At 46.6% G+C, this 14,011-nt stretch carries 12 protein-coding genes; 8 read left to right on the forward strand and 4 right to left on the reverse strand.

Going from position 1 to position 14,011, the window contains the following annotated elements; genetic code table 11:
* Nucleotides 1–124 precede the first annotated feature (124 nt).
* The 3 genes from AEA42_RS10465 to degQ form a co-directional block, all read right to left on the reverse strand.
* Nucleotides 125–976 carry a DUF5677 domain-containing protein gene (locus tag AEA42_RS10465; protein WP_055647684.1) on the reverse strand — a complete coding sequence of 284 codons (852 nt, stop codon included), beginning with the start codon at nt 974–976 and terminating at the stop codon, nt 125–127.
* A 537-nt stretch (nt 977–1,513) separates the two neighbouring features.
* Nucleotides 1,514–2,596, reverse strand: a complete 1,083-nt coding sequence (gene degS / locus AEA42_RS10470) for an outer membrane-stress sensor serine endopeptidase DegS (RefSeq protein WP_055647685.1) — start codon at nt 2,594–2,596, stop codon at nt 1,514–1,516.
* Between the two features lie 125 nt (nt 2,597–2,721).
* Nucleotides 2,722–4,074 carry a Do family serine endopeptidase DegQ gene (gene degQ, locus AEA42_RS10475; protein ID WP_037422060.1) on the reverse strand — a complete coding sequence of 451 codons (1,353 nt, stop codon included), beginning with the start codon at nt 4,072–4,074 and terminating at the stop codon, nt 2,722–2,724.
* Nucleotides 4,075–4,514: 440 nt separating this feature from the next.
* Between degQ and zapE the strand changes: the two genes are divergently transcribed.
* From zapE to rlmB, 8 genes are all read left to right on the forward strand, one after another.
* Nucleotides 4,515–5,627, forward strand: coding sequence for a cell division protein ZapE (gene zapE, locus AEA42_RS10480; RefSeq protein ID WP_055647686.1), 1,113 nt, complete (start codon nt 4,515–4,517; stop codon nt 5,625–5,627).
* Nucleotides 5,628–5,925: 298 nt separating this feature from the next.
* Complete coding sequence (rplM, locus tag AEA42_RS10485) at nt 5,926–6,354, forward strand: 50S ribosomal protein L13 (protein ID WP_011073682.1); 429 nt, start codon at nt 5,926–5,928, stop codon at nt 6,352–6,354.
* A gap of 14 nt (nt 6,355–6,368) precedes the next feature.
* On the forward strand, nt 6,369–6,761 hold the full coding sequence (gene rpsI / locus AEA42_RS10490) for a 30S ribosomal protein S9 (protein ID WP_006083052.1): 393 nt from the start codon (nt 6,369–6,371) through the stop codon (nt 6,759–6,761).
* Nucleotides 6,762–6,875: 114 nt separating this feature from the next.
* Nucleotides 6,876–7,064, forward strand: coding sequence for a DUF2065 domain-containing protein (locus AEA42_RS10495; protein WP_047533524.1), 189 nt, complete (start codon nt 6,876–6,878; stop codon nt 7,062–7,064).
* A 66-nt stretch (nt 7,065–7,130) separates the two neighbouring features.
* Entirely contained in the window at nt 7,131–8,426 is a 1,296-nt protein-coding gene (locus AEA42_RS10500; protein WP_055647687.1) for an adenylosuccinate synthase, read from the forward strand.
* A gap of 107 nt (nt 8,427–8,533) precedes the next feature.
* Nucleotides 8,534–9,190, forward strand: coding sequence for a flagellar protein MotX (gene motX, locus AEA42_RS10505; protein WP_082389636.1), 657 nt, complete (start codon nt 8,534–8,536; stop codon nt 9,188–9,190).
* A gap of 39 nt (nt 9,191–9,229) precedes the next feature.
* Nucleotides 9,230–11,656, forward strand: a complete 2,427-nt coding sequence (rnr, locus tag AEA42_RS10510) for a ribonuclease R (protein WP_055647688.1) — start codon at nt 9,230–9,232, stop codon at nt 11,654–11,656.
* A complete protein-coding gene (gene rlmB / locus AEA42_RS10515) occupies nt 11,657–12,397 on the forward strand; it encodes a 23S rRNA (guanosine(2251)-2'-O)-methyltransferase RlmB (protein WP_037427160.1) in 741 nt (246 codons plus the stop codon).
* 61 nt (nt 12,398–12,458) lie between these two features.
* Here the strand turns inward: rlmB and AEA42_RS10520 are convergent, their stop codons facing one another.
* Nucleotides 12,459–13,886: an MFS transporter gene (locus AEA42_RS10520; protein ID WP_037422082.1), complete on the reverse strand. Its 1,428-nt coding sequence runs from the start codon at nt 13,884–13,886 to the stop codon at nt 12,459–12,461.
* Between the last annotated feature and the right edge of the window lie 125 nt (nt 13,887–14,011).

Consider the following 14,011-nt stretch of genomic DNA (forward strand, 5'->3'; position numbering starts at 1 on the left):
TGGATGGATCGCGGTTCACTATCCGAACCAGAAAACAGGTTAGGCGTTCTAAATGAACCGCCCTGTGCGGAGCCGCATGCAGGGTGGTGTGGGGGCTGGAGGCTAAATACCTCCGGCTACCCGATTAAGTTTCATATTCGTTGACATTAAATTCTTGCAGTGCGTCTTTTAAACTTGCAAACAGTGGCTCATAGTTTTGTCTTAAGGTGTTGGAAAAATCTGGATGTTCACCACAAAACTGAAATAGAAATAGCGAACGCATTTCAGCAAAAGTGCAGAGATCAGAAATAGATCGAGCTATATGCGCAGCTTTAACCCATGCTTGTTCTTCTGTCGTACGTACACATCGCTCCCACACCATAGCTACACCGTCACCATCTTTATGGATAAGATGACTACTCATCCCGTAGTTATAGCCTAAATGAATCAAAGGATTAAGCCTCGTATCATTAGACTTGCTAAACTCTTGTATGATGTGGCTAAACGACCACTTTTGTTCTAGCTGTTTTCGTTGCTGCTTATTTGTATCACCTCGAATAATGTCCACTTGTTCTGGTTCTAATGTTAGCTCTTGAATTGAAAGCCAATTATGCATATCTTGTGGGTCGACTTCTGCTAACAAAGAGCTCGCACGATCACTTCGTTTAATAGCAGAGTAACTGGGAAGAATCTCCCAATACTCATTAACTTTCGTTAGCACTTCCTCTTCAGAGCCATTCAGCATGTAGATGTACTTGGTAACACCTTCAATTATTGTACGGTTAATAATTTCAGCATCCCACTCTTGACCATGCTGTAACAAAATAAGTGAACTCTCTGAGCTAAAGTGACAAGATAAGTACAACTGGGTACTTACAAACCTAACCATGGGATGCATGTTTTGAAAATCTTTATCTAGAAAAGGTTTGCAATGATCGAAGTGCTCACCAATGAAATGGCTAGCCATTGCAACCCAAGATTTAAACCTATCGTCCATAGTTACCTCTTGAAACTTAACATTTTATTCGTGCGCATGCGGGTTTACCCCGTTGGACCAGTAAAAACGCGCACTGTTAACTATCTGTATGCAAAGAAGTTATCAGCTTTCTGCCAAATACACTATCTGGCAAAACGCGCATGAGCGTTTTTCAAACCTATTAACTAAAATTAATTTATTATAATCATTTGATTTTATAGAGTTTTATTCGCTGAGAATGGAATTAATGCGCACTGATATTGTCTTAAAATCACACCAAAGTATCTAAATTTAAATACGACTGTATACCCATACATTGTTAGTCGATTTCTGGTAAGGCCAAACATAGCCAAATAGATAAGAATTTGTATGGCAGCAGATGTGGGAATTTTCGTTTGAGCTAATGAGCTTAAACACACAAAGGGGCAAAAGTCCGTTAGAAATGGCAGTGCTATATTTAGCTCTGCATTTGAGGGTAGGTAATAGGTGATTTGGACGATGACTCAGAATGAGGTTTTACATGCCTCATTCTGAGATTAACAAAGTTAGTTACAGAGCTTAATTATCGACGACGACTTTTTCATCGATAATAACGGGTAGTTCCTGCTGTTTACCTTGGCGAATAACCGTCATCATGATTTTCTTGCCGGGTGTGGTCTCGGCAATTCTATCCATCAGCATTTCGACCCCAGGCACATCTTCGTCGCCGTATTTGATGATTACATCCCTTGGTTGTAGCTGCGCTCGTGCCGCTGGACCATTAGGATCGACACCAGTAACTAATACCCCACGTAAATCGGGCAGGTTGAGGATTTGTGCCACAACTGGGTTAATCGGTTCGCCAGAGATCCCTAAGGCACCACGGATCACACGACCATTTTTAATTAGCTTACCCATAATGCTGTGGGCCAGTTTAATCGGGATCGCGAAGTTAATGCCGTGGCCGCCACCTTCGCCGCCCACTTGGAAGGCGGCGGTGTTGATACCAATCAGGCTACCGTTAGTATCAATTAATGCACCACCGGAGTTACCGGCGTTAATCGCGGCATCTGTCTGTAAAAAGTCTAAATAACCCGAACTCAAGCCGTTACGACCCGTGGCGCTGATAATGCCTTGGGTAATAGTTTGGCCGAGGTTATAAGGGTTACCAATGGCTAATACCACATCACCAACCTGTGGTGGGCTGTCGAGATTGACTGGTACAGTAGGAAGATTATCGCCTTCGATCTTAAGCACTGAAAGATCGGTTTCGGGATCAAAACCTACGACTTCCGAGGTGAATTTGCGGCCATCTTGTAGGGCGACTACAATTTCATCGGCTTTTTTAATGACATGATAATTCGTGAGAATATAGCCTTCTTTACTCATGATCACCCCAGATCCTAAACCTTGGAGTGAGCCAGAATTCAATGGACGGCTCTGATCGATACTTAAGCTGTAAATATTGACTACGGCAGGTGCTGCGCGGCGCACTGCCTTAGCAAAGGACAGTTCAACTGTATTATTACCGCGGTTTTGCAGAAGTGAATTGCCAAGACTCTTATTATCGAAGAAGTTAGTCACCAATAAAAACATGGCCGCCATGATAAGGCCGAAAAGCACGGCTTTACCGAGATATAACAGGGTTTCTTTTATTGTCATGGCAGGCTAAATATTGAAAAAGGTGAGTTAGATTAACATGTTTAACAAGTTAAAGCATAGGGAACGCGCGTTCCCTATGCTGATCCGCATCTGATAATGGGATATAAATCAGACCGGCGTATCGATTAACGCAGCACTAGGTACAATAAGCTCTTACCACGCAGGATCTTCAGGGCTACAGCGCCTTCTTGATCTTTGAGCTGTTCCTTGAGTGATTTGAGATCTTTCACCGCAGAACGATTGATACCGACAATCAAATCGCCTTTTTGCAGACCGCTCATTGCCGCAGGCGAGCCTTGCGCGACATCGGTAATTTCAACCCCTTTAGAGGCATTTTCTAATGAGGCTCCTTGCAACATAGGATGTACAGCACCAGCCGCTTTTTCAGTAGTTTGGCTAGCTTCGCCTAAGGTGACACTCACGGTCTTCTTATCGCCATCACGGATAAGGCCCAGTTCGACCTTGGCGCCTGCGCCCATGGTTGCCACTTTAGCTCGCAGCTCTTGGAACGACTTAATTGCTCGTCCATCCACGCTAACGATAATATCGCCCGCTTTAATACCTGCTTTTTCGGCAGCACTGCCCGCAGTGACTTCATTCACAAAGCCACCGTGCTGAGTGTCTAACCCAAAGCCTTGGGCAAGTTGGCTATCTAAATCACGGCCAGAAATCCCCAATACGCCACGGCGAACTTCACCGTGTTCGGCAATTTGAGCCACGAGGTTTTTCACCATGTTTGCGGGAATCGCAAAACCGATACCGACGTTACCACCGTTTGGTGCGACGATAGCCGTGTTAATACCGATCAGTTCACCTTTAAGGTTAACCAGCGCGCCGCCCGAGTTACCACTGTTGATAGCTGCGTCGGTTTGGATAAAGTTTTCAAGCATTTCAATGCCTAAACCACTACGGCCTAGGGCACTGACAATCCCTGAGGTCACGGTTTGTCCTAGACCGAAGGGGTTACCAATAGCCACGGCAAAGTCACCAACACGCAGCTCATCTGAGTCGGAGGTTTTAATTGCGACCAGATTTTTTGCTTCAATTTGCAGCAAAGCAATGTCGGACTCTGAATCGGTACCAATCAGTTTGGCTTTAACTTCACGGCCATCATGTAAGCCGACTTGGATATCATCGGCACCGTCGATCACATGGTTGTTGGTGACAATATAGCCCTTATCCGCATCGATAATAACGCCAGAGCCTAAGCCTCTAAATGGACGCTCTTGTACTTGTTCCTGCGGTGCATTCGGGCCGAAGAAATAGCGGAACACATCCGGAACGCGTTGTTTAGAAACATGGGTGCCGGAAACCGCGACAGAAACCACTGCGGGCGTCGTGCGCTCTAGCATAGGGGCAAGGCTGGGAATGGGTTGTCCCTCAACAGATTGGGGAATAGCGGCCTGTGAAACCGCAGGCATCATTGTCAGGGTTGCGGCTAACATTGCGGCTGAAAGTACAGATAATTTCGTTTTCATCTATTCATAACTCCAAATAAGGGATCAAGGATCTGGATGTAATGCGTCGTCAGTTTGTGTCCGCACCAGATCAAATCTGTATCGGTACCGGCTATTTGCCTAGGTAACCTTTCGGACACGCACCTCATTGAAAAAGTTCATCAATATTAACAAAGGTTAATTTCTTAACGGTTATTTTATCAACATTTTATTGACTGTAACTGAAGTGAAACCTGTGGGCTTTTAAGGTATTTTTCAAGTCCTAATAACTTCCAATCATTGAGTTTAATCAGCTAACAGCATAGTTCTTCCTCATCAGTTTTATCATATTAAGCCGTTGTGCTGGGCCCTTCCGCAAGCTCACTACAGATCCAAGTTGATAGGGTATAAATATATGCTGCGTCATCTTGGCCGTGTTAATATCGACGCAGTTTTTCCAAAGGACAAAAGAGAATAATAACGTGCCCCAGTTAAGCCCTTGGCAGCATTATCAAAAAGATCTTACTCGTGATGGTTTTTCCCATGATCCGGCGCAGGAAATGGCGGTAAAGGCGCTGCAACGCGTTTATGAGGATCTCACCGCAGCCGAAGAGCCTAATTCTGTATTTGGTAAGCTATTGACCTCTTTTGGCTTAAAGTCGGCACCCGCGCCTACAAAAGGGCTTTATCTTTGGGGAGGCGTAGGCCGCGGTAAAACCTATTTGATGGACACCTTCTTTGATGCATTACCTGGCAATCAAAAGTTAAGGGCGCACTTTCATCGTTTTATGCATCAACTGCATTTAGATTTAGACACCCTTAAAGGTACGCGCGATCCATTATTAGTGATTGCCAAACAAATGGCGGCAAAATATAAAGTCATTTGTTTTGATGAGTTTTTCGTGTCAGATATCACCGACGCCATGTTGCTTGGCACCTTATTCCAAGCGCTCTTTAAAGAAGGCGTGGTATTAGTGGCGACTTCAAATATCATCCCTGACGACTTATATAAAAATGGGTTGCAACGGGCGCGATTTCTTCCTGCGATCGCGCTGATCAATCAGCATTGTGAAGTATTAAATGTGGATTCGGGGATCGACTACCGTCTACGGACGTTAGAGCAGGCGGAAATTTACCACTATCCACTTGATGAGCAGGCCGATACTAACTTGCTGCGTTATTTCCGTCAGTTAGCGCCTGAGGCCGAGGTTTCAACTGACGCGATTGAAATCGAAGGCCGTGAAATATCCATTCGCCAACAGGCGCAAGGTGTGTTGCTTGCTGATTTTAGAGCCTTATGTGATGGCCCCCGTAGTCAGCGGGATTATATGGAACTGGCGCGGATTTATCATACCGTGCTGGTGAGTGGCATTGAGCAAATGGGCGCATTTTTAACGGGTGATGATATCGCCAGACGCTTTTTGGCCATGGTGGATGAGTTTTACGAGCGCAACGTTAAATTGATCGTGTCCGCGCAGGTGCCGTTAGAAGACATTTATGCCGACGGCTTATTGAGTTTTGAATTCAGACGTTGTCGTTCCCGTTTGATTGAAATGCAATCCCACGATTACTTAAAATCAGAGCATTTACCCTAAGTCTTAGACTATTGCAGAGCGTGCTTTGCGGGGTTTTTCTCGACAAATCTTCAGTGGCTCATTCCTTAGCGTAGTAATGAGCCACATCGATCGAATTTTTATGATTTTTGTCAAAATATCAGGTGATTTTTAACTCACGTTTGTCTATAATCCGCCACCTGCCCACGTTACTCCACCAAACTAGGTGGAAGTTGTATGCCGAGTTAAGTACTCGAAGGGGTACTGAAAGGCAATTTTGTGTTGTTTGTCATTGCAAGCAACATGTGAGACAGAAAATTAACTTTGGGTTTTTGTAATAATGAAGACTTTTACTGCTACACCAGAAACTGTAACTCGTGACTGGTTCGTCGTTGATGCAGACGGCAAAACTTTAGGTCGTATCGCTACCGAAATCGCTCTGCGTTTACGCGGTAAGCACAAGCCTGAATACACTCCTCACGTTGACACTGGTGATTACATCATCGTTATCAACGCTGAGAAAGTTACTGTTACTGGTAACAAAGCGCAAGGCAAGACGTACTACTCGCACTCAGGCTTCCCTGGTGGCATTAAGCAAATCAGCTTTGAAAAGCTGCAAGCTCATAAGCCAGAAATGATCATCGAGAAAGCAGTTAAGGGTATGTTACCAAAAGGTCCACTGGGCCGTGCCATGTTCCGTAAACTGAAAGTTTACGCTGGCGCAGAACATAACCACGCTGCACAACAACCTCAAGTTCTTGATATCTAAACGGGATTAAGCAAATGGCTGCAACTCAGTACTACGGCACTGGCCGTCGCAAAACCTCTACAGCACGCGTATTCGCTAAAGCTGGTAGTGGCAACATCGTTGTAAATCAACGTCCTTTGGACCAATACTTTGGTCGTGAAACTGCTCGTATGGTTGTTCGTCAACCATTAGAGTTAGTTGAAATGACTGACAAGCTGGACATCTATGTAACTGTTAAAGGCGGTGGTATCACTGGCCAAGCAGGTGCAATCCGTCACGGTATCACTCGTGCCCTGATGCAATTAGATGAAGCTCTGCGTCCATCATTACGTTCTGCTGGTTTCGTTACCCGTGACGCTCGTAAAGTTGAGCGTAAGAAAGTGGGTCTACGTAAAGCACGTCGTAAGCCACAATTCTCTAAGCGTTAATACGTTTTGGAATCTCAAAAAACCCAGCTTATGCTGGGTTTTTTATTGCCTAAAATTGGTTATCCTCGTATTAATCACCGATTTTTAGGGTAGAAAAAGCTAAGAGAGAGGAAGATGAGCTTACAGTTATTTATGCTAGCCGTGGCACTGGTGTTGATTTTGGAAGGTGTGGGACCATTGTTATTCCCCAATAAATGGCGCCGATATTTAAATGAACTTTCCAATCAAAATCAGCAAGTTTTGCGTCGCATCGGTGGCTCATTAGTCACTGCTGGTGTGGTCATTTTGATTATTTTTTCATAAATGCCTTACCACTTGCGGTTTAAAATCTGTTAGAATTCTTTTTTAACCACAACCTTGCAGCAAACAATGGGCAAAAACGTAGTTGTTCTCGGCACTCAATGGGGTGACGAAGGAAAAGGTAAGATTGTCGACCTTCTAACAGAACAGGCAAAATATGTAGTTCGCTACCAGGGCGGTCATAACGCAGGTCACACTTTAGTGATCAATGGCGATAAAACCGTACTTCATCTGATCCCATCAGGCATCCTACGCGACAATGTTAAATGCATTATCGGTAATGGTGTAGTGCTTGCACCCGACGCACTGATGAAAGAAATCAACATGCTCAAAGAGCGTGGCATTCCTGTTGAGGAACGTCTGCTGATTTCTGAAGCATGTCCGCTGATCCTACCATTCCACTGTGCCTTAGACATCGCTCGCGAAAAAGCGCGCGGTAACAAAGCTATTGGTACTACGGGTCGTGGTATTGGTCCTGCGTATGAAGATAAGATTTCTCGTCGCGGTCTGCGTGTGGGCGATCTGTTCAATGCTGAACTATTTGCTGAAAAGCTGAAAGAAGTTATGGCATATCATAACTTTATGCTGACAGAGTACTACAAAGTTGACGCCGTAGATTACGAGCAAACACTTAGCGATGCGTTAGCCTTAGCTGACTATCTGAAGAGTATGTGTGTTGACGTGACTGAACTTTTGGATAACGCGCGTAAAGCGGGTGAGCCAATCCTGTTCGAAGGCGCACAAGGTACACTGTTAGACATTGACCACGGTACTTATCCGTTTGTGACTTCGTCAAATACGACCGCAGGTGGTGTGGCGACAGGCAGCGGCTTTGGTCCACGTCATTTAGACTATGTCTTAGGTATCATGAAGGCATACACCACTCGCGTGGGAGCTGGTCCTTTCCCAACTGAACTCTTATGTGAAGTAGGTGATCATTTAGGGACTAAAGGTCATGAATTTGGTGCGACTACTGGTCGTAAACGTCGTCCAGGTTGGTTAGATGCAGTGGCAATGCGCCGCGCAGTACAAATCAACAGCGTAAGCGGCTTCTGCTTAACAAAGTTAGACGTACTTGATGGCCTGAAAGAAGTGAAGATCTGTGTGGGTTATCAACATCCAGATGGCACTATCTCCAAAGTTACGCCATTAGCAGCTGAAGGTTATGAGCAGGTCACTCCTGTTTATGAAACTATGCCAGGCTGGAGCGAGTCAACTTTCGGTGCGACCTCTTTAGATCAGTTACCGCAAGCAGCTATCAACTACATCAAGCGTATTGAAGAGTTGTTAGAAACGCCGATCGACATCATTTCTACCGGTCCAGACCGTAATGAGACGATGATTTTAGTTAGCCCGTTTAACTAAAATCGTAGAGGCCGTGTTTCACGGCCTTTTCACCCTCTGCTGTTCCTTCCTGTTTGCTTTCGTGGTTAGAAATTCGGCTCGAGCTCAAGAAATAGGTTATACTGCCGATGCAAGTATTCACCTTATTGTCATTGAGAGTCGTTATGCTACGTACTGCATTAGTTGCGCTGCTGCCCTTAGTATCTTCAATGTGCTTTGCTGAAACACAGGCGGTGGATATTTATTCTCAAGATCAATTGCTTGAAATGATCCGCGGTGAAAAGTATTTGGCAAGAGTCAAACAAGATGACTGTCAGTTAGTGCAAGACATCGAAGCGCGCGCAGAAGTCTTAAAGCAGCCCCTGTATCAGTTTTTGTGGGGAGAAATGCTCAACCACGGAACCTGTGTAAAAGCCAATGCGGTCAAAGGGATGGGGTTATTGCGTGATGCAGCTGAGCAGGGCAGCCCCGAGGCCATGGTGAAACTTGCCGAATATTATCAAAATGGTAAGTTTGTTATTCGTAATAAAGACCGTGCGGTCAATTATTTATTGCCAGCGGCAGCGAGCGGTAGTTTAGCCGCGCGGATGATGCTGGTCCGTTTATACGGTGAAGGTTATGGTAGTCCAAGAGACTATGAAATGGCCTATAACTGGTTATACAACAATGTATTTACCGATGAGGCGACTAAGAAAAAAGCCTTGTCATTACTGCAGGTGTTAGCCGCTAAAATGCCCGCCAGTGCAGTGGCGCGGGCCCAGCAAGAGCACTTGCGAACCCGTTGAGTTGTCTCTACAGATTGAGACAGAAATATTGGATATTGAATGATCAAAGACCCTCATTTCGAGCGTGAACAGGATAAGTACGAAAACCCTATCCCAAGTCGTGAGTATATTATCGAGTACTTACGTTCTCAAAAATCACCTATTACCCGTGACAGCATCGCTGCTGCACTACAGATCCATGATGAAGAGCAATTAGAAGCCCTGCGCCGCCGTTTACGGGCGATGGAGCGCGACGGTGAATTGGTATTTACCCGCGGTCAAAGCTACGGCTTACCTGATAAAATGGATCTGATCTCCGGCATTGTTCTTGGGCACAGAGAAGGCTACGGCTTCTTTAAACCTGACGAAGGTGGCGACGATTTATTTATCTCAAATCGCGACATGCTGATGTATTTCCATGGCGATAAAGTGCTGGCACAAAAAGCCGGTATGGATCGTAAAGGTCGTCGAGAAGCCCGTATTGTCCGTTTGATCCAGCCCCGTAGTGCTGCGATTGTTGGTCGATTCCATGTCGACAGTGGCATGGCATTTGTGATTGCCGATGATAAGCGCATTACCCAAGAAATTTTAATCGCTAGTGAAGATCGCAATGGCGCCCGTCAAGGCGATGTGGTGGTGGTAGAATTAACCCGCCGTCCCGGTCGATTTGTTAAAGCCGCAGGCAAAGTGACCGAAGTGCTTGGCAAGCAAATGGCACCGGGAATGGAAATCGAAATAGCCCTGCGCAATTACGATCTTCCCCATACGTGGTCGGCCGCCATTGAAAAGAAACTGCGCCGTATTCCCGATGAAGTGACTGAGTCTGATAAAGTGGGTCGTGTCGATCTGCGTGATCTACCCTTAGTGACCATCGATGGTGAAGATGCCCGCGACTTTGACGATGCTGTTTATGCCGAAGCTAAACCCAGTGGTGGCTGGCGTCTGTGGGTGGCGATTGCCGATGTAAGCTATTATGTGCGCACCGATTCGGCCTTAGATACTGAAGCCCGTGCCCGTGGTAACTCGGTGTACTTCCCATCGCAAGTGATCCCAATGTTGCCGGAGAAAATCTCTAACGGCTTGTGTTCACTCAATCCTCATGTTGACCGCCTGTGTATGGTTGCAGAGATGACGGTTTCAGCCCGTGGTAAGTTATCGGGTTATAAGTTTTATCCGGCGGTGATGCATTCACACGCGCGCTTTACCTACACACAAGTCGCTGCGATGCTCGAAGGCGGACCGATTGCGCCTGAGCATGAAGCACTCTTTCCACATCTTCAATGCTTACAGTCGCTTTATTTAGCGCTTGATGAACAGCGCGCAGAGCGCGGTGCGATAGCCTTTGAGACGATAGAAACGCAGTTTATTTTTAACGAACAGCGCAAGATCGATAAGATTGTGCCAAGAGCGCGTAATCAAGCTCATAAAATCATTGAAGAATGTATGATTTTGGCGAACGTGTCTGCTGCTAAGTTTGTGAAAAAGCATAAGGGTGAAATCCTCTATCGCGTGCATGAGTCACCCTCTGAGCAGAAACTGGCAAACTTTAAAGAGTTTTTAGCTGAGCGTGGTTTGAGCATGGGCGGTGGGCTTGAGCCAACGCCTGCAGATTATCAAAATGTAATGTTGCAGATTGCCGACCGTCCCGATGCTGAACTTATTCAAGTGATGTTGCTGCGCTCTATGCGCCAAGCAATCTACACGCCTGATAACGAAGGCCATTTTGGTTTGGCACTGGAAGAATACGCGCATTTTACCTCGCCTATTCGTCGTTATCCTGACTTAGTGCTGCACCGAGTGATCCGCTATTTGTTGGCGAAAGAAAAAGGTGAAGCCAATGAGAAATGGACTCCCGATGGTGGCTACCACTATCAACTCGATGAATTAGATAAATTAGGCGAAGAATGTTCTACGACTGAACGCCGCGCCGATGAGGCAACACGTGATGTAAGCGACTGGCTTAAATGTGAATTTATGCAGGACCATGTGGGTGACACCTTCGAGGCCGTGATTGCCTCTGTCACTAACTTTGGTTTATTCGTTCGCTTAAATGACTTATTTATCGATGGCTTAGTGCATATTTCTAGTCTGGGCAGCGATTATTACCAGTTCGATCCTATGCGTCAGCGTTTGATTGGTGAGCACACAGGTCAAATCTATCAAGTGGGTGACCCCGTTACGGTAAAAGTGGCCGCGGTAAACTTGGATGATAGACAGATTGACTTAGTCATGATTGGCGACAGTGGTAAAGGCGGTCGCCGCAAGGCGGCACCTAGTCGAGAAAAACCCATGACTGCCCGTGAGCGGGTAAACCGCGAAGGCGCGAAAATGGCGAAAACGGCTAAATCGACTGGCGTTAAAGCGAAAGCAGGTTCAGACAAAGCGGCGAGTAAGTCTAAGTCTAAAGCGGGCACTAAGCCTAAGAAAAGTGTAAAAGATACGGCGAAAAAGCCAAAGGCCGCGAAGCGGAGCACGAGAAAGAAGTAAATGAAAAAACAAGATATTATTTTTGGGATCCACGCGGTTGAAGCGCTGTTAAAACACAGCCCTGAGCGCATTATTGAACTTTGGCTGTTGCAGGGCCGTGAGGATGAGCGTTTAACCCCGCTGATCCGTCAAGCGAAAGCCTTTGGCACGAGCATTCAAGTGACTTCACGCAAAGTGTTGGACGAGAAAGCAGAAAGTACTCAGCACCAAGGTATTATTGCCCGTGTGAAAGCGGCTAAAATCCTTGGTGAGCATGACTTAGATGAGCTGTTAGCAAAGACCGACTTACCGTTTTTATTGATTTTAGATGGCGTTACCGATCCGCATAACCTAGGTGCCTGCTTACGTAACGCCGATGCGGCGGGCGTGCAGGGCATTATTGTGCCAAAGGATAACTCCGTTGGCTTAACGGCTGTGGTTAGTAAGGTTGCTTGCGGCGCAGCTGAAACCGTGCCGTTATTCCAAGTGACTAACCTCGCCCGCACTATGCGCCATCTGCAGGAAAAGGGCGTGTGGATTGTCGGCACGGCGGGTGAAGCGGATTGCGAGCTTTATCAAGCCGATCTTAAAGGGCCATTAGCGATTGCGATGGGCGCCGAAGGTAAAGGTTTACGCCGCCTAAGCCGTGAGTGTTGCGATACTTTAGTTTCGATTCCGATGTCGGGAAGCGTCTCTAGCTTAAACGTGTCGGTCGCCACGGGTATTTGCCTATTCGAAGCCGTGCGTCAACGCCGTAGCTAATTGATATATATCAATAAAAAAGACGGGCGAGCCCGTCTTTTTTTATTGCCTAAATCAACCCTTAATTGGTTTTAATAGCATCGAGGTTGGATTCGTCCACCTCGTTTGTCTCATCGTGGATAAAGCTGGGCGCTGGGTGAAATTCAAACTCGAATGTTAGCTGTTGCTCGTTATCATGATCTGAATCTTCAACAAGGGCATCGGCACCTAAATCTTCTTCATCTTCCTGCTGTGTTGGTGTCATGTGTTCCTGCACCGATTCAACATCCACCCTCGGGTCAAGCGCCGCAGCCAGTGGTGATGAGACTAAGTCACCGGTCGCCATGATGTAGTCTTGGGTGACACTGGTTTCGGTTTTTTGCTGTGAGTGAACATAACGTAGCCGTAAAAACAGGATTAAGGTACAGGCCGACATAAAGCCATAGAGCATGCTGTTGCCAAACCATTGCATAAGAGTCGAGGCGATTAATGGGCCGATGCTGGCGCCCATGCCAAAGGTGAGCAAAATGGTTGCCGATAGTCCTACCCTTTCACTTTGCTCGACACGGGAGTTAGCCAGTGCGGTTGCCAAGGGATAGAAGGTAAAACCAAGAATGCCGAACAGAAACGTCATCACCAGTGAGAGTGTGGGATGATAGGGGGTGAGGGCGATAGCTAATGCTAAGATCCCAAGCAGTACGCAGTTGATGCGGATCAGGCGACTGCGGGACATAATGTCAGATAATTTTCCCATTGGCCATTGGGCGAGTAGGCCCGCGAGAATGGTTGCTGTCATATAGGTGGCCACCTTCTCGGGCGGTAAACCTAAGTTGCTCGCATAAGCAGGCGCCAAACCGTAAAAGGAGCCGACAATCATGCTGCCAATGGCAATTGTCGTTAGTGCCTGCGGCGCTTTGCGCCAATAGTGAGCAATTTTTAAGGGGGCGGGCACCAGTGGTGCTGGGTGAATACGCCGCGTTAAAGAAATCGGGACAATACACAGGGCAAAGCAGATGGCGATCAGTAACAGCGGCTCTAGACCGAGTTCAGGATAGAGGCTGATGGCACCTTGGCCCAAGATCAAACCGAAGTACGAGACTATCATGTAGCTAGCAAACACAGTGCCGCGTTGGCTGCTTTCAGCCTGTTCATTCAGCCAACTTTCGAGCACCATGTATTGGCACATCATTCCCATACCAACGATAAGCCTTAACAGGATCCAAATCGCCAACTCATCTACGAGTGCATGACCCAGTGCGGAGGCGGCAACGATCCCAGCACTAGCGACAAAGGCACGGATATGTCCGACTTGGGCGATTAGCCGGTGGCCAATCTTAGATCCTGCGACAAGGCCGACATAGTAGGCCGACATCATGCTACCTATCCACAACTGCGGAACATGCATCACCGAGAGCCTAAGGCCTAAATATGTGGTGAGTAAACCGCCAGCCAGCACTGTTAATAACGTCGTGCTATATAAAGAGGCGAAAGTACGTAGCGGGTTTGTCATTAACTGCTCCTTGTATGATTGCCAGGGAGAGTATATCAGCAGTCGGTGTTTATTCCGTGTTGCAAAATGTTGGAATTTATCGACTAATTTATCGTTTTTATGTGTGGGTCACTAAATTGTGCTGA

Origin of the sequence: Shewanella sp. Sh95 (genome assembly GCF_001308045.1) — a bacterium.
Taxonomy (GTDB): Bacteria; Pseudomonadota; Gammaproteobacteria; order Enterobacterales; family Shewanellaceae; genus Shewanella; species Shewanella xiamenensis.

Coding starts and splice junctions, on each gene's coding strand:
- AEA42_RS10465 (WP_055647684.1), bottom strand. CDS start 976: ATGGACGATAGGTTTAAATCTTGGGTTGCAATGGCTAGCCATTTCATT.
- degS (WP_055647685.1), bottom strand. CDS start 2,596: ATGACAATAAAAGAAACCCTGTTATATCTCGGTAAAGCCGTGCTTTTC.
- degQ (WP_037422060.1), bottom strand. CDS start 4,074: ATGAAAACGAAATTATCTGTACTTTCAGCCGCAATGTTAGCCGCAACC.
- rplM (WP_011073682.1), top strand. CDS start 5,926: ATGAAGACTTTTACTGCTACACCAGAAACTGTAACTCGTGACTGGTTC.
- rpsI (WP_006083052.1), top strand. CDS start 6,369: ATGGCTGCAACTCAGTACTACGGCACTGGCCGTCGCAAAACCTCTACA.
- AEA42_RS10495 (WP_047533524.1), top strand. CDS start 6,876: ATGAGCTTACAGTTATTTATGCTAGCCGTGGCACTGGTGTTGATTTTG.
- AEA42_RS10500 (WP_055647687.1), top strand. CDS start 7,131: ATGGGCAAAAACGTAGTTGTTCTCGGCACTCAATGGGGTGACGAAGGA.
- motX (WP_082389636.1), top strand. CDS start 8,534: ATGCAAGTATTCACCTTATTGTCATTGAGAGTCGTTATGCTACGTACT.
- rnr (WP_055647688.1), top strand. CDS start 9,230: ATGATCAAAGACCCTCATTTCGAGCGTGAACAGGATAAGTACGAAAAC.
- rlmB (WP_037427160.1), top strand. CDS start 11,657: ATGAAAAAACAAGATATTATTTTTGGGATCCACGCGGTTGAAGCGCTG.
- AEA42_RS10520 (WP_037422082.1), bottom strand. CDS start 13,886: ATGACAAACCCGCTACGTACTTTCGCCTCTTTATATAGCACGACGTTA.